Source organism: Roseibium sp. RKSG952 (assembly GCF_009711355.1).
Genome location: NZ_SMMF01000927.1, coordinates 1 through 18,433, shown reverse-complemented (window position 1 = coordinate 18,433; position 18,433 = coordinate 1). Strand labels below are relative to the sequence as shown.

Annotated in this window: 15 protein-coding genes; all 15 read right to left on the bottom strand. The window is 60.4% G+C overall.

What is annotated here, in order from left to right; translation table 11 throughout:
• Positions 1-13: 13 nt before the first annotated feature.
• The 15 genes from E1297_RS23365 to E1297_RS23295 all read right to left on the bottom strand — a co-directional run bounded on the left by E1297_RS23365 (position 14) and on the right by E1297_RS23295 (position 18,235).
• Entirely contained in the window at positions 14-3,022 is a 3,009-nt protein-coding gene (locus E1297_RS23365; RefSeq protein ID WP_155142874.1) for a bifunctional [glutamine synthetase] adenylyltransferase/[glutamine synthetase]-adenylyl-L-tyrosine phosphorylase, read from the bottom strand.
• Positions 2,985-4,439 carry a HAMP domain-containing sensor histidine kinase gene (locus E1297_RS23360; RefSeq protein ID WP_209015953.1) on the bottom strand — a complete coding sequence of 485 codons (1,455 nt, stop codon included), beginning with the start codon at positions 4,437-4,439 and terminating at the stop codon, positions 2,985-2,987. The genes E1297_RS23365 and E1297_RS23360 overlap by 38 nt, the downstream gene beginning before the upstream one ends.
• Entirely contained in the window at positions 4,423-5,109 is a 687-nt protein-coding gene (locus E1297_RS23355; RefSeq protein ID WP_155142798.1) for a response regulator transcription factor, read from the bottom strand. Before E1297_RS23355 ends, E1297_RS23360 begins: the two co-directional genes overlap by 17 nt.
• 174 nt (positions 5,110-5,283) lie before the next feature.
• Positions 5,284-6,828, bottom strand: a complete 1,545-nt coding sequence (locus tag E1297_RS23350) for a Do family serine endopeptidase (RefSeq protein WP_155142796.1) — start codon at positions 6,826-6,828, stop codon at positions 5,284-5,286.
• A 115-nt stretch (positions 6,829-6,943) separates the two neighbouring features.
• Positions 6,944-7,621: a glutathione S-transferase gene (locus E1297_RS23345; RefSeq protein WP_155142794.1), complete on the bottom strand. Its 678-nt coding sequence runs from the start codon at positions 7,619-7,621 to the stop codon at positions 6,944-6,946.
• Between the two features lie 241 nt (positions 7,622-7,862).
• Positions 7,863-9,098 (bottom strand): alpha/beta fold hydrolase, encoded by a 1,236-nt coding sequence (locus tag E1297_RS23340; protein ID WP_155142792.1) that lies wholly within the window; start codon positions 9,096-9,098, stop codon positions 7,863-7,865.
• A 100-nt stretch (positions 9,099-9,198) separates the two neighbouring features.
• Positions 9,199-9,690: a cytochrome c-type biogenesis protein gene (locus tag E1297_RS23335; RefSeq protein ID WP_155142790.1), complete on the bottom strand. Its 492-nt coding sequence runs from the start codon at positions 9,688-9,690 to the stop codon at positions 9,199-9,201.
• A gap of 4 nt (positions 9,691-9,694) precedes the next feature.
• Positions 9,695-11,686 (bottom strand): heme lyase CcmF/NrfE family subunit, encoded by a 1,992-nt coding sequence (locus E1297_RS23330; protein WP_155142788.1) that lies wholly within the window; start codon positions 11,684-11,686, stop codon positions 9,695-9,697.
• Positions 11,687-11,792: 106 nt separating this feature from the next.
• Positions 11,793-12,230, bottom strand: coding sequence for a cytochrome c maturation protein CcmE (gene ccmE / locus E1297_RS23325; protein WP_155142786.1), 438 nt, complete (start codon positions 12,228-12,230; stop codon positions 11,793-11,795).
• A 64-nt stretch (positions 12,231-12,294) separates the two neighbouring features.
• Entirely contained in the window at positions 12,295-13,437 is a 1,143-nt protein-coding gene (ccmI, locus tag E1297_RS23320; protein WP_155142784.1) for a c-type cytochrome biogenesis protein CcmI, read from the bottom strand.
• Between the two features lie 137 nt (positions 13,438-13,574).
• The gene (locus E1297_RS23315; protein ID WP_155142782.1) at positions 13,575-15,065 is read right to left on the bottom strand and encodes a hypothetical protein; all 1,491 of its coding nucleotides are present in this window, start codon (positions 15,063-15,065) and stop codon (positions 13,575-13,577) included.
• 193 nt (positions 15,066-15,258) lie between these two features.
• Complete coding sequence (locus E1297_RS23310) at positions 15,259-15,702, bottom strand: RT0821/Lpp0805 family surface protein (protein WP_155142779.1); 444 nt, start codon at positions 15,700-15,702, stop codon at positions 15,259-15,261.
• 186 nt (positions 15,703-15,888) lie between these two features.
• Positions 15,889-17,307, bottom strand: a complete 1,419-nt coding sequence (locus E1297_RS23305; protein ID WP_368669656.1) for an ATP-binding protein — start codon at positions 17,305-17,307, stop codon at positions 15,889-15,891.
• Positions 17,297-17,965, bottom strand: a complete 669-nt coding sequence (locus E1297_RS23300) for a response regulator transcription factor (protein WP_155142777.1) — start codon at positions 17,963-17,965, stop codon at positions 17,297-17,299. The genes E1297_RS23305 and E1297_RS23300 overlap by 11 nt, the downstream gene beginning before the upstream one ends.
• Before the next feature lie 15 nt (positions 17,966-17,980).
• A complete protein-coding gene (locus tag E1297_RS23295) occupies positions 17,981-18,235 on the bottom strand; it encodes a hypothetical protein (protein WP_209015951.1) in 255 nt (84 codons plus the stop codon).
• Positions 18,236-18,433: the final 198 nt, after the last annotated feature.

Below are 18,433 nucleotides of genomic sequence, written 5' to 3'. Positions count from 1 at the left end.
TCCATTGCGCGCCCTACTTGCCCGGCTCCACCGCTTCCACCGGCCCAACCAGCCGCACGAAAGCCTTGCGGATCACGGCCTGGGTCTCGGCCAGTTCCAGTTCCAGATGCTGGAAATTCGGTACACCGGCTGCCTGCGTCAACAGATCGAGAACACCCCGTGGCGCGTCTTCGGGCTTGAAGGGACCGGACAGCGCCATGCGCAGAACCTGTGTCAACCGTTGGTACAATCCGAGTGCCTTCAGAAGCAGATCGGCATCACCGCTGGCCAGGAACCCGGCGTCTCTGAGCTTTTCAAGTGCCGTTTCCGTCGATTGGTTCAATACGCCGTGCGCCTCATTGGCATGGGCGAGTTGAAAGAACTGGGCGATAAACTCGATATCGATCAGCCCTCCGGCAACCTGCTTGAGGTCCCAGATTTCTTTCGTGCCCTTTTCCTTTTCGATGCGCGCCCGCATCGAGCGGACGTCATCGGCAAGCGGCCCGGACTTGCGTGGAGCAGACAGAATGTCCGCCATCATGGCCGCAATCCGGTTCTTGAACTCTGTCGAAGTGGACGCGATGACCCGTGCCCGTGTGAGCGCCATATGCTCCCAGACCCAGGCCGACGAGCACTGATAGGCTTCAAACCCGGCAATGTTGGTCGCAAGCGGTCCTGCATTTCCCGAGGGCCGCAATCTGAAATCGACCTCATAGAGACACCCTTCCGCAGTTGGCGCCGACAAGGCCGCCACGAGCCGCTGGGTCAACCGCGTGAAATACTGGCTGACAGCAAGCGGCCGGCGTCCATCGCTTTCCTTGACTTCGGTCGGGGCTTCATAAAGTAGGATCAGGTCGAGGTCGGAAGCTGCGGTCATTTCGCGCCCGCCCAGCTTTCCCATGGCGAGCACGGCCACTTCCCCGCCCGGGACAAACCCGTGTGTCTCACCAACGTGATCGATCACGCGGGTCAGAATGCGGTCGACAACCACTTCGGCAAGGCGTGCCAGGGCAAAGCCAACCTTGTCCGCACTGAGCGTGTCGGAGATCAGCCGGAGCCCGATCAGGAATTGCTGCTCCTGGGTAAAGATCCGGGCGCGATCGAGAGCATCTTCATAAAAGCGGGCTTCGCCCAGTGTCCGGTCCAACCCCTGCCTGAATTCTCCGACACTTGGCATTGCCCCGAAAAACGCCGGATCCAGAACGCTGTCGAGCACATGAACGCGACGCGACACGGTGTCGGCCATGCGCGGAGCCGACCCCATGACAGTCGCCAGAAGATTGAGCAACTGGGGATTGGACCGCAGCAGCGTGAACAGCTGTACTCCCGCTGGCAGTTTGGCAAGGAAACTGTCAAAGCTGCGCAGTGCGGCATCAGCGTTGTCTGTTGCGGCAAGCGCGCCGACCAGCACCGGATGCAATTCGGTCAGACACTCGCGCGATCGGGCCGTGCGTACCGACGCGTAGCGTCCATAGTGCCAGGACTTGATAATGCCCGCCGCCTCCGAAGGTTGCTTGTAACCAAGCCGCGCCAGCGTTTCCAGAGTGTCCGGATCGTGGTCATCACCGGTAAAGACCAGATTGCCCAACTCCGAAGACAGGCCCGGCTCGTCCTCGAACAATTCGCCGTAGTGGCGCTGAACCAGTTTCAGATGATGAACCAGCGCTTCCTCGAATGGCGCAAGACCGTCAAATCCCAACAGGTAGGCAACCCTGAGCAGCCCCTTCTCGTCCTTGGGAAGAAGCTGGGTCTGCTCATCGTTCAGCATCTGGATCCGATGCTCGACATTGCGCAGGAAGACATAGGCTTGACGGAGGTCGTCCCGCACGCGCTGGGTGATCCAGCCGTGGTCGAGAAGCACGTCCAGCATGTCCAGCGTGCGCCGCCCGCGCAGCTCCGGGTTGCGCCCGCCGGCGATCAGTTGCTGGGTCTGGACGAAGAACTCCACTTCGCGGATGCCGCCCCGGCCAAGCTTCACGTTGTGCCCGGCAACCGCGATCTTGCCGTGCCCTTTGTGCATATGGATCTGGCGCTTGATCGACTGCACATCGGCAATGGCTGCAAAGTCCAGATACTTGCGCCAAATGAAGGGTGCGATTTCCTTCAGGAAGGCCCGGCCTGCGGGGATATCGCCTGCGCAGGGACGCGCCTTGATCAGCGCCGCGCGCTCCCAGTTCTGTCCAAGCGACTCATAGTAGGACAGCGCGGCTGGCACGGACATGGCCAGAGGCGTTGCGCCCGGATCTGGACGCAGCCGCAAATCGGTCCGGAAGATGTATCCGTCGGCGGTGCGTTCCTGCATGATCTTGACCAGCCGCCGGGTCATGCGCACAAACTCAACCGGCGCTTCGGCCGAGCCCGTGACCGGGGTAATTGCCGGATCGTAGAGGATGATGAGATCGATATCGGACGAGTAATTCAGTTCCCGTGCGCCGTGCTTGCCCATCGCCAGAACAATGAACCCTGAATTCAGTTCCGGGCACTCCGGGTTATCGGGTGCAAATTTTCCCCATGAGGCAAGTTCAGACAGACAAAACCGAATCGCTGCCGTCAGGGCCGCATCGGCAAAATCGGCCAGAGACTTGGTGATACAGTCGAGGTCGATCGCACCGGCAATATCGGCAAGGCCAAGGGTCAATGCCAGATCCTGCTTGAGCAAGCGCAGATCACGCATCAGCTCGGCTTCAGATGGCGCCCGCGTTTCCCGTGCGGTCTCAATCACTCTCTGCAGCCGGGTTTCCGGTGCGTCGGTCAGGATGTCGAACAAGCGCTCACGGCTGCCAAGCGCCAGGTCACGCAAATAAGGAGTATCGCTGAAAACGCCGGTGAGAAACGGCTTGAGAGCCGGCACCTGCGCACACAAGTCCGCAAGCCTTCCGCTTGCCCCGACCGGGTCTTCTTCAAAAAGATCGGAAAGAAACAGAGCACCACGATCCGGGTCGACCGCCTTCGGCAGGACGTCGAGGCGGCTTGCCAGCATGTCGACAGCCAAGCCTTGCCGTCCCTCAGGTACGTGGTGTTTTAGGCTCTGGCTGTCCCCCATTTTCACGCCCCTCTCCTGCAGGCTGCTCGTCCGGCGCCTTTTTCAGATCGATCCGGGCACACAGCCCGGGCGCCGCATCCTGAAGCAGAAGATGGCCCCCATGCAAGCGTACAACCGCGCTCACCAGACTTAATCCAAGGCCATATCCGGGTTCACTCCGGCTGGCATCCAGACGAACGAACTTGCCGGTCACCCGCTCCGTTTGTGCTTTCGGAATGCCCTGCCCATTGTCCGCGACGCTCAGATAGACCCGGTCGCCTTCAATTGCAGCCTTTAGGGTGATTTGAAGAGCCCCGTCTTTTGGACGCCCGTATTTCAGGGCGTTTTCAATCAGATTGACCAAAGTCTGGGTAATCAGATCGCCATTGCACACCGCCCTGACATTCGGGCCGACGTCCCGTTTCAAAACGCCGCCTTCATCTTCCAGAACCGGCTCATACAGCTCTGCCACCTGCTCGATCAGGTTCGACAGATCAACCGGACCCATTCCGGCATCCGGCGCCATTGCCTCGACCCTGGCGATCCGCAACAAGGCATCAAATATCCTGAGCAGATTGTCGGATTCCTCAAGCGTCGTCTCCAGCGCCGCACGCAACTCCGCTTCGTTGCGGCCGTCGTGCAAGGCGGTTTCAACACGTGTGCGCATGCGCGTCAGCGGCGTTTTCAGGTCATGGGCAATATTGTCCGTAACATCCTTCATGCCATGCATGAGCAATTCAATGCGCTCCAGCATGTCATTCAGATTGTTCGCCAAGCGGTCAAACTCGTCATTGTTTCCCGCAACAGGAAGCCGCCCGGACAGGTCGCCATGCATGATCGTCTGGCTGGTATCGGCAATCCCGTCAATGCGCTTCATCACCCGGCGGTTGACAAAGACCCAGGTCACCCCCCCCATGAGGACCACAACAACAAGCCACAGCCGCATGGCACTGCCAAGCAGCTGTGCAAACTGGGTCTCGTCGCCCAGATCACGGCCAACAAGCAGCCGAAACCCGCCACGCAGCTCGAAGGTGCGAACAAGCGCTTCGCGCTCCTGTGAGCCGTCCGGTCCCAGCCGCGAATATTTCACCCGCCGGATGCCGTTTTCGCTTTCGTCGAGAATCTGGGTGGGAAAGCCCGCGATGTTGCCGGCAAAGGCGGTGCCGGCAAAATCAGTCAGAAGATAGAGGCTGGAATCTGGATGACGGGTGCGCCGGTCGATCGTTTCCACAAGCGCACGAATGCCTCCCCGCACATATTCGTCAGACAGCCCCGCGATTTCCGCGTCGACTGTCTGCGTAATTTGCGAGGACATCAGCTGTTCCGTGTTCTGATAGATATACGCCAGCAGGAACGCGGAAAAGACCGTAAAGACGGAGATGTAAAGCACGGACAGCTTGAAGGCCGTCGTGCGTGAAACCCTAGTGAGCCGGTTCACGTATTGTATATCCCGCGCCGCGGATCGTGTGCAGAAGCGGCGCTTCGAACCCTTTGTCGATCTTCCCGCGCAAGCGCGAGATGTGAACGTCGATCACGTTCGTCTGAGGATCGAAATGATACTCCCATACGTTCTCCAGAAGCATGGTGCGCGTCACCACCCGGCCGGAGTGCTGCATCAGATACTCCAGCAGCCGGAACTCACGTGGTTGCAACGGAATTTCGGTTTCCCCGCGTTTGCAGCTATGGGCCAAACGGTCAAGGGTCAGGTCACCGACCTTATAGGTGGTTTCGACCTCGCCACCGGTCTTGGGCCGACGCGCAAGGGCCTCGATCCGGGCCTGAAGCTCGGTAAACGCATAGGGTTTCGGAAGATAATCATCACCGCCGGATTTCAGTCCCTTGACCCGGTCATCAACCTGCCCCAATGCCGACAGGATCAAAACCGGTGTGTGATCGCCCGATTTGCGCAAGGTCTCGATCACAGACAGACCATCCCGCTTCGGAAGCATCCGATCCACGATCAATACATCATAGGAACTCGCTTGGGCGAGTTCGAGACCGTGCTCACCATCCGCCGCCTGGTCGGCAACATGGCCGAGTTCGGTCAATCCCTTGGCCATATAGGCAGCCGCGCTGGCATCGTCTTCAATAATGAGAATTCTTAGCATGACTATAATATCCGTTACATGAGTTATCTATTACCAATAATTTTCCTCGAAATAAACGCTGCTGACGGTGAACGCTAGGATAGGCAGGTTCACCGCCAGCAGTCGCGACAGGACCGAGGTACGGGGGGCAGAGGGTTCCCGGTCCTGTAGGGTCGGGTGGATGAGGCCCGGGCGTTAACCGATATTCATCGGCAATGCGACAAAGCGCGTGTTCTGATTGCTTTCAACCCGGAACAGCACGGCCTTGCGGCCTTCTTTTTCTGCCTTGGCAATTGCGTCCACCACATCTGCTGGCGTCTTGACCTGTTGACCTGCGACCTCAAGGATCCGGTCTCCAGGGTTCAAGCTCTTTTCCCCGGCGGCGCTGTCCGGATCCACTTCCGTGATCACCACGCCTTCGCCCTCGACGCCGGCCTGCTTGGCCGTGGTCATGGCGAGACCGAGATCTTTCAACGTCGTTTCACCGGATTGCGTTTCGCCCGCTGCTGCAACCTGGCCCTCGCCAGGAAGCTTGCCGAGAGTCACCTCGACTTCTTCTTCCTTACCGTCGCGCCAAACGGTTAGATCCACCTCCGTGTCCGGGCTGTAGGCCGCGATCATCCGCGACAGGTCACGCGGACCGTCAATGGCATTGCCGTCCACTTTCAGGATCGTGTCGCCGGACTTCAGGCCCGCCTTTTCGGCCGGGCTGCCTTCCTGCGGCTCGGCAACGATTGCACCCGCGGCGTCTTCCAGACCGATGCTTTCGGCAATATCCTCTGTCACCGGCTGAATCTGCACGCCGAGCCAGCCGCGCACGACCTGACCGCCGTCCTTCAGCTTCATGATCACGTCGCTGGCAGTCGACGAGGGAATTGCAAAGGCAATGCCCACGTTGCCACCTGACGGCGAGAAAATGGCCGCGTTCACGCCAATCACTTCGCCATGCATATTGAAGGCTGGACCACCCGAATTTCCGCGGTTCACCGGCGCATCGATCTGGATAAAGTCATCATAAGGCCCTGCGCCGATATCACGGCCACGGGCTGACACTATTCCGGCGGTGACGCTGCCGCCAAGGCCAAACGGATTGCCAATGGCAACGACCCATTGGCCAACATCCGGCGCATCATCCGCGAACTTCACATAGGTGAATTCCTCGTCCGCATCGACCTTGAGCAAAGCAAGATCGGTCCGTTGGTCAGCGCCTATCAGTTTGGCGTCGTATTCTTCGCCATCATCGGTGACGACGGTGAATTCGGTTCCCTTGTCGATGACGTGATGGTTGGTGACCACATAACCGTCATCTGTGATAAAGAAGCCCGACCCTTGGGACATGCCGTAACGGCGCGGCTGCTGTTTCGGCGCCTGCTGCTTTCCTTGCCCCTCTTCGCCGAACTGGCGGAAGAAACGCTCCAGCGGATGGCCTTCCGGCAGATCGCCAAAGAAGCCATCCAGACCACCGCCCTGTTTGCCGCCATAATTCATCATGCGCGGCTGCACTTCCTGCTTCACGCGCACGGACACGACAGCCGGCTGGACGGACTTTACCACATCGGAGAAATCAGCCGGCGCCTGAGCATCAACCCGGACCGGATCTGCCAAGGCTTCCTGGTTCGGTACCAAGGTCTGTGTACTCAGTGCACCAGCCAGGCCGAGAGCCATCACGCCAGCCAGAAGGCCTGCCTTCCTGCGTCCCGATGTTTTTTTCGCCGCCGACTGAGATTGAAGATCTTGCATCCCGTTTTCCTTAGTATATCCATTCTTATGTTAAGGAGCGGATCTGTTTATTGCAGATGTCCGCTTTCTTTAAGGAAGTTAAGGATTCGCGCCTTACAGGCTTCTATCCGAACCATTAATATTTTGTAATAAAAACCCCTACGTCACCCTTGAAAATCAGGGGCACATCCCCGGCGCTCCATTTCCTGTATTTTGACATCACGCTAAGGAATGCATCTGAGCCTTCAAACGCCGCCAGCCAGCGTTTCAGAGGGGACCAGGATTGCGCGTCGAACCAATCCCTGTCGGTGTTGGCAAACTGCCGCACGAAGGGCAGGATCGCGTAGTCCGCAATCGAGGCCCGGGCTCCGAACAACCACGGCCGGCCGTCGAGTTTTTGGTCGAGCTTGCGCAAATATTCAGAGGCGGCGGCACGCTCATCGGTCCGCACCGCGCCTTCGAACCGCGTATCATATTTATAGCGGTCGAGATGGCACTTGAACGGGCCATCGTTGGCACGGATAAGGTCCTGCACCTCTTGCAAATTCCCCTGCTCCGGCACAAGCCATAATTGTGGGTCGGCTTGTTCCAGGGCCCACAGCATAATGTCGATGCTCTCGTCAATGACGTGCCCGCTTTCCTTTACGAGACACGGAACAGTTGCAGTCGGAGATGCAACCAGAAAGGCCGGAGCCTTGTCTTTCAAAACCACCTCGCGCAATTCCACCTCGATACCCGTCACGAGAATGGCAAGCCTGGCGCGCATGGCATAGGGACAGCGGCGAAACGAATACAAAATCGGATAGTCGGTCATGATAAAAGGCGGGCTTTGTTTGGAACGGCACTACGGGCACTTCAAAACCTCCGATTTATTGGATCGTGAAGCCTCGCTGCACCCAGTTTCATGCAAAGGCCAAGACGGGATTTTTAACAAGGCCTCAATGATCAGGTAATGTGGAAAGCTCTATCCTGCAATGCTGGCCGGGAGCGTTTGAACGAGCCCGGCCGCCTCCCGCCGCCAACAGCCCGGCCAAGGGAAGTGCGTGCTGCCGCATTCATTTTTCCAACACTTTGGTCACGACCGCAGCACCGGCCTCCAGTGTCCGATGAACCGGACACTTGTCCGCGATCTCCAGCATCCGCGCCCGCGTCACTTGGTCCAAGTCGCCATCGAGCGTGATCAGCCGCTCGAACCGATCGACCTTGCCGCTGCGCGCCTGCATCTGCGCACTGCAGTCCTCACAGTCGGCGGCATGCACCTTGCCGTGAAGAACGCGCGTCTTGATCCGGTCAACAGTGACACCCTTTCGATCCGCATACATGCGCAGTGTCATAACGGTGCAGGCCGCCAGTGCCGCCGACAAATAGTCATAGGGTGACGGGCCGCTGTCAAAACCGCCGTAGCTCGCGGGTTCATCGGCAATCAACCGGTGATGGCCCACCGCAACCATGGACTGAAACTTGCCCAGTCCGGTTTCCGCAACCTCGACGCCATCGGCCACTTCTGTTGTTTCCAGCTGCCGGCTCTCGACCAGATAGCCGCTTGCCCAGGCAGCGATCACCCGTGCGGCATAGGCAGCATCTTCCTCACGCGTCAGAAGATGATCGGCCTTGTCCAGCGAGATGAAACTCTTCGGGTGCCTTGCAGCGAGGAAGATATCGGTCGCGTTTTCAACCCCAACGGTTTCATCGAGTGGTGCATGCAGCACAAGCAATGCCCGCTTCATCTCCGCGACCTTACGCCGGACGGTTTGCGCCTCCAGATCGTCGACGAATTCCTTGCGAATGGTGAAACTGCGCCCGCCGAGGTCAACCTTGCTCTCACCCGCCTCCCGGATCTCGTCCAGTGACCCATGGAAATTATGGATGACATGGCCGGCGTCCGACGGCGCCCCGATCGTGGCGACAGCGCGCACTTCCGGAATGTCTCCGGCAACCGCCAATACTGCGGCTCCGCCCAGCGAGTGTCCGATCAGAAGCTGTGGAGCCTCGAAGTTCTGGCGCAGATAATCGGCGGCAAGCTTCAGGTCTTCCACGTTGGAGGAGAAATTGGTCGAAGCAAAATCGCCGCCGCTGCCCCCAAGGCCGGTGAAGTCGAAGCGCAGAACCGCAATGCCCTCCCGGCTGAGAGCCCCGGCGACATGCCGCGCGGCGGCAATGTCCTTGGAACAGGTAAAGCAATGGGCGAACAGGGCAAATGCCCGGACCGGCCCGGCAGGCAGATCAAGCCTTGCCGCAAGATGCGCGCCACGCGCGCCTTCAAACTCCAGCTTCAGCGGACGTGTTGCCATCAGAAATCTCCCTGCCTTTCTCATAACCCGAATGACAGAGATAAGCCTCAGAAGATGTCATGCAAATCACGCCGGACTGTAGACCGCGTGAACACACCGTTTAACGGGTGTCGGATTTCTCCGAGAGCAAAATGTCAAGACGGTCCTGCTCGTCTTTTGTCAGAGGCACCGTTCCGGGAGCCACCCCGGCTCCGGATGCATTCCGGCGGCGCAAGGCAAAGAAAATCGCGGTGATACCCGCAATCAACGCCAACGGAGCGGCCGCCCAAAGGAGAAGCGTGTGGGCCCCGAACCGGGGCTTCAGCAAGACGAACTCGCCATAACGCGACACCAGGTAATCGATCACCTGCTGATTGGTATCGCCTTCCAGAAGCCGCTCGCGCACGAGTACGCGCAGATCCTTGGCAAGCGGCGCGTCACTGTCGTCAATCGACTGGTTTTGACACACCATGCAGCGCAGTTCTGCGGACAGGTCGCGGGCGCGTTGTTCGAGGGCCGGATCGTCCAGCACCTCATCCGGCGCAATGGCGAGGGCTGGCGCTGAGAGGGTAGACAGGACCAGCAAGCAGGCAACCACAAGACGCTTGATCATCACACTACTCCGCAGCCGGAACCTGGGTCGGCGCCTTGCGCCGGGCCGACGGTTTCGGTGCACCGACCCGCAACCGCCGGTCCGCCATCGAGAACACCGCGCCGAGCGCCATGATCACGCAGCCGATCCAGATCAGTGTGATCAATGGCTTGAAATAGACCCGCACATCAATGGAACCATCCGAGTGCCCCTCACCCATCGACAGGTAGATCTGCGAGAACCCGATCGTGTGGATGCCCGCTTCGGTGGTCGGCATCTGCCGGGCCGTGTAGAGCCGCTTGGAGGGCTCCATCTCGGCAATCACGACACCGCCCTGGCGCACCGTGAAATGGCCGACATCCTCGATATAGTTCGGCCCCTGACGCGGTGCGGCACCATCAAAAGTGACCGCATAACCCGAGACATTGACCGTGTCGCCCGGCTTCATGGTCTTGATGTGCTCCACCTGAAAGGCGGAGGCCGTCACAATCCCGAGCACCGTCACGCCGACGCCGAAATGCGCAACCGCCGTGCCCCAGGCCGATCCGGGCAATCCGGCAAGGCGCGACAGGGCGCGCCGGAGACCAATCTCGCGTGGCCGGACCCGGGTCCAGATTTCGCAGATCGACCCGGCCATGACCCAGATCGCAAGGCCGACACCAAGCGGCGCCATAACCCGGTCCATGCCCCAAAGCCAGAAGGTGAACAACGCTGCCAGAATGGCAAAGCCGAACGCAGCATAAAGCCGCTGGCTCGCCGCCAGAAGGTCACCGCGTTTCCATGCCAGCACCGGTCCGAACGGAACCGCCATCAACAGCGGCACCATCAATGGCCCGAAGGTGAGGTTGAAGAAGGGAGCTCCGACGGAAATCTTCTCACCCGTGACGGCATCAAGTGCCAGCGGGTAAAGCGTGCCTACCAGAACCGCGGCCGTCGCAGCAGACAGGAACAGGTTGTTGAGAACCAACGCCCCCTCCCGGCTGATCGGGGCAAATAAACCGCCCTGCTTGAGCAGTGGCGCGCGCCAGGCATAAAGCGACAACGACCCGCCAATAAACAGGCACAGAAGCACAAGAATGAACACACCACGCGCCGGATCGGTCGCGAAGGCATGAACACTGGTCAGGACACCGGAGCGTACGAGGAACGTGCCGAGCAGCGACAACGAGAAGGTGAAGATCGCCAGAAGCACGGTCCAGACCTTCAGCGCATCACGCTTTTCCATGACGATCGCGGAATGCAGCAACGCGGTCCCGGCCAGCCACGGCATGAAGGAGGCGTTTTCGACCGGGTCCCAGAACCACCAGCCGCCCCAGCCGAGTTCGTAATAGGCCCAATAGGAGCCCATGGCGATGCCGAGTGTCAGGAAGGCCCAGGCGAGCAGCGTCCAGGGCCGCACCCAGCGGGCCCAGGCCGCATCGATCCGCCCGAGGATCAACGCCGCAACGGCAAAGGAGAAGGTGATCGAAAACCCGACATAGCCGACATAAAGCAATGGCGGATGGATCGCGAGGCCGATGTCCTGAAGGATCGGATTGAGATCATTGCCCTCGATCGGGGCGTTGAGGATGCGATTGAACGGGTTCGAGGTCGCCAGCATGAACAGCAGGAAACCGGCACTGATCCAGCCCTGAACAGCGAGTGTCGCCGCACGCAGGGAGGCCGGCATGTTCGAGCCGAAGGCCGCCACAAGGGCAGCAAAAAACACGAGAATCAGAACCCAGAGCAGCAGCGACCCTTCATGATTGCCCCAGACGCCGGTGATCTTGAACAGGAGCGGCTTGGCCGAGTGTGAATTCTCCCAGACGTTCTGAACCGAAAAATCGGAGGTCACATAGGCAATTGTCAGCGCGGTGAAGGACAGCAGCACCAACAAGAACATGGACATGGCCACCGGAGAGGCGACCGCCATCAGCCGCTGATCCTCCTTGATCGCGCCCCAAAGCGGTATGGTCGACTGCACAAGTGCCAGCGCGAAGGCCAGGACGAGCGCAAAATGTCCAAGTTCAACGATCATGCCGGTGTTCCGTTTCCTCTCCCACCACGTTTTTTGCCCTGAGCACCGGGACGGGTATCCAGCCATGCCGGCCCGCATCCAAATCCGTCAGGACATGCTCAACGCGTCAGTCTTCGCCCTGCCAGTGGCCCTGTTGTTTCAGGGCTTCGGCGACTTCCTTGGGCACGTAGTTTTCGTCATGCTTCGCAAGCACCGAATCAGCCACGAAAACGCCGTCCGGTCCGACGATCCCTTCCGTGACAACCCCCTGCCCCTCGCGGAACAGGTCCGGCAAGATACCGATATAGGTCACCGGAATCGCATTGACCGTATCCGTTACCTTGAAAAACACCTCGGCATTGCCGGAGCGTACCACTGTGCCTTCCTCGACAAGCCCGCCGAGCCGGATCCTTTGCCCGGCCGGAACGCCCTTTTCGGTGATGTCGGTGGGGCTTTGGAAAAACACGATCTGGTCGTTCAGGGCAAACAGAATGAGCCCCAGAGCAACCGCGAGCACGGCTCCAGCCGAGCCGATCAGTGTCAATCGCCTTTGTTTTCGCGTCATCTTGCGCGTCCGTCCCTCACGTCACGGGCCTCAGCCCGTTTGTACACTAGCGTAAATCACGATCTTAGTTTGGCGCAATAACGCCATTTTGCCGCGCAGCGTCATTGATGGCGGTCAGGGCCCCGCTATCGCCCTCGAAAGCTGCCTGCGCCATGGCAAGAGCCTGTGCGGCCTTGTCGTCCTGCCCCAGAACCATGTAGGCGCGCATCAACTGCGCCCATTCCTGAACGCTGCCGCCCTCCGTTTCCAGCCGCTCGGCCAGTCCGGAAACCATGCCCGCTATCATCTGCTGGCGGTCATCCGCCTGCATTTGGGAGGCTGCGGCAACCTGGTCCTGATCTGGCCCGCGCGGCGCTTCCGCCAGCTCCGGCACCTCACCACCAAGCCGCTCCAGTGACGCAATGGCCGAGGGAACCCAGGCTTCCTGGGGATTGGCGCCTTTCAACAGGTCCTGCCAAGCCGCAATGGCCTCGCCGGTCTTGCCTTCCTGACCATAGGCCAGCGCAAGGAAATAGCGCGGCTTGACGGCATCCGGGGCAAGTTTCACCGCTCTTTCAAAGGCTTCGCGCGCGGACGCACTGACGATCCCGTCATTGGCGATCGTCAAAGCCTCGCCCAGATCGGTTTCCCATTGCGGGGTGGCGCCAAGGAGCCGGATCGCATTGGCATAGGCTTGGGCTGCCTGCTGCGGTTTGCCGATTTGCATGTAAACCGGCGCAACCACTGCCCAGCCCTGCCCGTCCTGCGGGTTTTCGGCCAGATGTTTTTCGACACGGGCAACCAGCACGTCCACCGACTGGTCTTCTGCCGGCACTGTCATCCGGGCGGCCAAGGGTTGATCGGGCAAGTCAGGCGCGCCCAGATAAAGATATGTCCCAAGTGCGAATACCGGCAGCGCCACCATCGCCGTCACCTGCGCCGCACGCATGCCAAATGGCGAACGGGTTCCGGTCGATCCCGTATCGGCCCGGTCATGGGCTGCCAGGAGCCGCCGGGCAATTTCGGTTCGCGCCGCTTCCGCTGCAGACGCCTCGATCAAGCCCCGGTCCAGATCCCGCTCGATTTCCTCAAGCTGCTGGCGGTAAACCGCTTCATCGGCTGCACCCGGCGCGGTTTCATCCACAGCAGGCTTCGTTTTCGCGAGCGGAACAAGCACGCAAAGAGCGGCGGCCGCCGTCATGGCAGCTATCAAAATCCACAGTATCATGGGAGCACTATAGACAGTGGTCGAACGTCAATTGCAAGCAGAGCCTGATGTGACCTGCCGTCGCGCCAAACACATGCTTAACCCTTGTCCACAACCGCATGCCACCGGGCGGGCAAAAACACACTCGACAAGCACCCTCAAGCCATTGTGTCCGGCCCGCCGGCCTTGCCGCGGGGCGGTGCGGCCCGAAGCGCATCCTTCGAGGCCTTCTCGCCTCCGTCCTCTGGTTTCGAGGCCAGGGCGCTCTGGCGGCGGCGCTTGAGCTGCGCCCCGTAGTCTTTCCCGTAGTAGATCGTGCAAAGCGTGATCGCGACATCGACCGCGGCGAGCTGCGCGCGCTGTTGATCCCCTGTGACTTTTGCCAGGTTTGCAAACAGCGACTGGGTCATGAATTCCAGCGTCTGTTCAACCGTCTGGCGGGTACGCGCCCCGATATCATTGACCGCAAGAGTTTCAGTCGCGCGGCGCGCAAGCGAGACAACCCGCACGGCACGCACGGCTTCTTCGATACTGGCCTGATCCTGTTGCAGAGCGCCATCCGGGCCCGGTTTCGGCACCTGCAACGCCCGGCGCACCGCCCCGTGGGCATAATGCAATTCACGCTCCAGCACTTCCGAAACCGCGCGTTTGGTCGCCGACAGACGCTTGCGCCAGCGGGCGGTCATCGTCAGATCAAGCTCGCGCTCCACCCCTTGAACCAGCCGCTGATAATCGGCGACAGCCTGAGAAAAGACGACCGGGTCCGGGTTGCCCGTCCGGTGCTGTACGGCCACCGCATTGAGACGTTCGGCTTCACTCAGGACAACGTCGACAAACGGCGCGTATTTCGATCCCTCGATCACTTTCGGATCATCACTTTCGGCAAGCCGGGCCGCAAAGCTGCACATCGAGGACTTGACCTCGGCCCGGTCCAGAAAGGCTGCCGCCATGACCGGTACGTGCCCCGGAAACACACCGCCAACCTTGCGGACCAGCTTCAGGACCGCCGGATCACGGCGAAACTGATTGTCATCAAGTTGCAGCGGAACCCGGCTCAGAAATGGTGCCAGCCACTGTTCGGCCTCGAACACCCGATGAACATCGCGCAACTCGGCAAGCCCGCGTTCGCCGCCCATTTCAAGGGAAAGACGGCGCCGGTCACGGCCCGCGTCGCGGGCATTGTGAAGCGCTGCGCCCATCACGCCAACACTGCGCCGCCGCAACGATCCGGCAAGATCGGCAACCCGGCCGTCATTTGCACCGCGCTGCGCTTCCGCAATCCCTCGTGCGATGCCGTCCGCCAGGTCTCCACGTTCCAGCCAGATCCAGATCCGGTCCAATGTGGGCCGGAAGATCCGTCCTTCCTGTTTGTTCGGCAATTCCTCATCAATCAGAAAGCCGTCAAGCGGGGCAAAAAAGGCTCGCTTTAACCTCTCGGTCCAACCCCGGGCATCCAGTCCGCCGGCCTTCCCGTGTCCCGACTTGCGCAGGAGGTCTGTTGCAATCGCCAATATGACTTCAGCATTTGCGTCCGGCGCTCCAGGGGCCTTTGCCCCGCCGAGATTCCGGACGAGCGTTTCCAGCGCCTGCGGGCTCAGGTCTTGCAAATATGCCCGGATCTTCTGGAAAACCAAGTCTGTCGTAGCCATAGGCGCTTCGGCTTCAATAGGGTCAGTCCGGCAAAACTAGCCTTGAGGCTTTAACAAATATTGAGAGTGGAGGAAGCGCAAGGGACAAATACGGCGAATAATGTGGGAAAGACCAATGAACCGCCCCGGAAACACCGGAACGGCCCCGGCGGAGCGCGCCTTGTAGCCAGCTCATTGGAGACCAGACGAACAGTCAGCTGATCGTTTGCCAGGTTCCGTTGACTTCCCGGCACGCAGTTCCGCGTGACGTCAAGACACGGCCGTTGAGGACCATCTCGTGGGTGAACTCACGGCAGGCTGTGTCGTTGACCTGATAGAGCGGCCCCGGCCTGACCTGTCCGCTACGGCCGGTCTGACCGTTCTGCCAGGCAACGGACGCACCCGTCCCGCGCGCGCGCAAGGCACGCTTTTGAGCTTCAGCAGCCGCTTTCCGGTCACTGGGATCCAGCGCCTGGCCGAATTCGTTTGTGACCAAAACCGCAATGGCAGTGCTCGCCTCGTCATCAGCGACCGTGGCGCGCGAGGCGCCAAAAGACGTATCCCAGCTGTTGCCCGTCCCCTGAGACGCACTCAAGGCACCGCATCCGGAAAGACCGGTAGCAAGCAAAATCGCGGATACGGCAGCGCGCAATGTCATTCAAATCCCCGTAACGCTTGCCGATTCCCAATCGAATCAGCACCCATATTTCGACTACAGGCACTTTATGGCCGAACTGCGCCAAAAATCGGACAACTCCGGCATCCGAAACGCCGAACCCAACCTGTCCCTAGGGTAGTTTTAATCGCTTTTGCGAAGCTTACTCCAGTGGAAATGATGCTGTATTCACAAAAGCGGCAACACCAGCCGGGCCTTTAGTCCTCCGAGCTTCGACCGCCCCAGTGTCAGATCGCCACCGTAAAGGGCTGCCAGATCGGCAACGATGGACAGTCCCAGCCCGGTGCCGGGCACGGTCTCGTCCAGCCGGCGCCCCCGCTTGACCGCCTCCTTGCATTCGTCTTCGCTGAGGCCCGGACCGTCATCCTCAACGATCAACTCGAACATCGCCCGCGCAGGGGCTGCCTCCGCGACCGGGCGCACTGTGACAGCCACCCGTGATCCGGCCCACTTGCAGGCATTGTCGAGCAGGTTCCCCGCCATTTCTTCAAGGTCCTGCTTTTCGCCGCGAAACTTCAACCCTTCGGCATATGTCGAGGTCATGCTTTCAAGACGGCGCCCATGGATCTTGACCATCGCCCGTTCCAGGCGGTCCAGCGCAGGCTCAACCTCTGTTGCAACCCCGATCACCCGGCGCTGCGCGGCCATGCGGGCGCGCTCCAGATGATGCTGGATTTGTGTGGACATGATTTTGGCCTGTTCGGCCACCTTGTCGGCAAACGGTCCCTTGGAGGATGCCGCCTCGTTTGCAATCACGCTGAGCGGAGTTTTCAGGCCATGCGCCAGATTGCCGACATGGGTGCGGGCCCGCTCGACGATCTCGTGATTGGAGACGATCAGGGCATTGAGTTCGATTGCCAGAGGTGCGATTTCGCTCGGGAGGTCCTCGTCAATCCGGTCGGCCTTGCCTTCGCGCACAGCCGACAGCGATTCACGCAACCGCACCAAAGGTCTCAACCCCACCTTGACCTGAAGGAAAATCGCTCCGACCAGCGCAATGCCGATGATCAGCAGCGTCAGGGCGACGGAGCGGGCAAATTCGTTGACGCCCTTGCGGAAATCGGAAGCCGCCGCCGCGACTGCGATGATATAGGTATGGCCGTCATACTCGATCCGCCGCTGCAACACCCGGATTTCGCGCCCGCCCGGACCGGTCGCATAAGATGCCCTGGAAATCGCGGTGCCGAGTTCGGGCACATTCAGGGGATCGCCGACCAGCGAGGGCGAGGAAAACAGCACGTCATCGTCACCCGCCTTGCGGACCGTCCAGTACCATCCGGACAGCGGCAACGAGAACCGGGGTTCTCCCAGGCTGCGGGGCGGCTTGATCTCCGGCGCCTTGTTGCGCAGCTGGACCACCGCATCGGGCAGCATTTCCGCCAGGATTGACTTCAGATGCACATCAAGCTGGGCGTCAAATGCGCGTTCACCCGCCGCATTGTGCAGAGACACCACAAACACGCCGCCGATTGCGAGCGCAAGGGCCGACCAGACCGCCGCCACCAGCACGAGCCGTCCGGCAAGCGAGCGCTGACGTTTCGGCTTGCGCCGCCTGCCTGCCAGTGTTTCGATTGCTTCACTCGCCACCGGGGGCTCCCAAACGGTAGCCGAGCCCACGGATGGTCTCGATCAGGCTGGACCCGATCTTCTTGCGCAGCCGGCCGACAAACACTTCGACCGTATTGGAATCGCGGTCGAAATCCTGATCATACAGGTGCTCGGTCAGTTCCGTGCGCGAAATCACCTTGCCCTGATGGTGCATCAGATAGGACAGAAGCCGGTACTCGTGCGAGGTCAGCTTGATCGACGCGCCGTCAACCGTGACGCGTCCGGACCGCAAGTCCAGACGGACCGGACCACATGTGAGTTCGTTGGAGGCGTGACCCGCGGCGCGGCGCACCAGCGCCCGCACCCGCGCCAGAACCTCTTCCATGTGAAACGGCTTTGCAACATAGTCGTCAGCGCCCGCATCAATGCCAGCAACCTTGTCCGACCAGCGGTCGCGCGCCGTCAGAATAAGCACCGGCATGGTGCGCCCGTCGCGGCGCCAGTTTTCCAGAACCGACAACCCGTCGAGCGAGGGCAGCCCGAGGTCGAGCACCACCGCGTCATAGGGTTCGGTGTCGCCCAGAAAGTGGCCTTCCTCGCCATCGGTGGCGCTGTCGACCGCATAACCGGCCTCGGTCAGCGCGCTCACCAGCTGACGGTTCAGATCGGCATCATCTTCAACAACAAGAATGCGCATGGCTCCCCTCCCCGGTCAGCGGCTGGCGTTGACGACCTTGGTCGTCACCTTGCCGCCTTGCAGAACCTGCAGACGATAGACATAGCGCCCGCCTTCGCGGCAAAGCTGCGCCTTGACAATCTCTCCGCCCGCCTGCCGCTGCACCGAGCCGAGGGATCTGGCCTGCCCGCTGGCCACTGCCTGGCGCGCCTCGGATTGCGACAAACAGGCCGCATTCGCCGGTGCGGTCAACAACAGGGCAATGACAAGCGAGGGTATCAACTGTTTCACGAGGCTCTTCCCGACGGGTGTTTTCAACTTGGACGACAGGTAACAGCCAGTCGCTGAACGAAACATGAATACCCCCGCAAGAACAGGTTCAGATGCGCTTCCGTTTTTCTTGTACCACGCAACAGAAGGCAAGAATGGGACGGCCAACAAGCCGCCTCAAGGCCCGCCACAGTGAATTCAAGCGCGAAGTGCAACACA

Bases quoted from the DNA above. Each gene is read 5' to 3' on its own strand.
- E1297_RS23345 (WP_155142794.1), bottom strand. From the start codon at position 7,621: ATGACCGACTATCCGATTTTGTATTCGTTTCGCCGCTGTCCCTATGCC.
- E1297_RS23330 (WP_155142788.1), bottom strand. From the start codon at position 11,686: ATGATCGTTGAACTTGGACATTTTGCGCTCGTCCTGGCCTTCGCGCTG.
- E1297_RS23310 (WP_155142779.1), bottom strand. From the start codon at position 15,702: ATGACATTGCGCGCTGCCGTATCCGCGATTTTGCTTGCTACCGGTCTT.
- E1297_RS23350 (WP_155142796.1), bottom strand. From the start codon at position 6,828: ATGCAAGATCTTCAATCTCAGTCGGCGGCGAAAAAAACATCGGGACGC.
- ccmE (WP_155142786.1), bottom strand. From the start codon at position 12,230: ATGACGCGAAAACAAAGGCGATTGACACTGATCGGCTCGGCTGGAGCC.
- E1297_RS23300 (WP_155142777.1), bottom strand. From the start codon at position 17,965: ATGCGCATTCTTGTTGTTGAAGATGATGCCGATCTGAACCGTCAGCTG.
- ccmI (WP_155142784.1), bottom strand. From the start codon at position 13,437: ATGATACTGTGGATTTTGATAGCTGCCATGACGGCGGCCGCCGCTCTT.
- E1297_RS23365 (WP_155142874.1), bottom strand. From the start codon at position 3,022: ATGGGGGACAGCCAGAGCCTAAAACACCACGTACCTGAGGGACGGCAA.
- E1297_RS23340 (WP_155142792.1), bottom strand. From the start codon at position 9,098: ATGGCAACACGTCCGCTGAAGCTGGAGTTTGAAGGCGCGCGTGGCGCG.
- E1297_RS23355 (WP_155142798.1), bottom strand. From the start codon at position 5,109: ATGCTAAGAATTCTCATTATTGAAGACGATGCCAGCGCGGCTGCCTAT.
- E1297_RS23315 (WP_155142782.1), bottom strand. From the start codon at position 15,065: ATGGCTACGACAGACTTGGTTTTCCAGAAGATCCGGGCATATTTGCAA.
- E1297_RS23335 (WP_155142790.1), bottom strand. From the start codon at position 9,690: ATGATCAAGCGTCTTGTGGTTGCCTGCTTGCTGGTCCTGTCTACCCTC.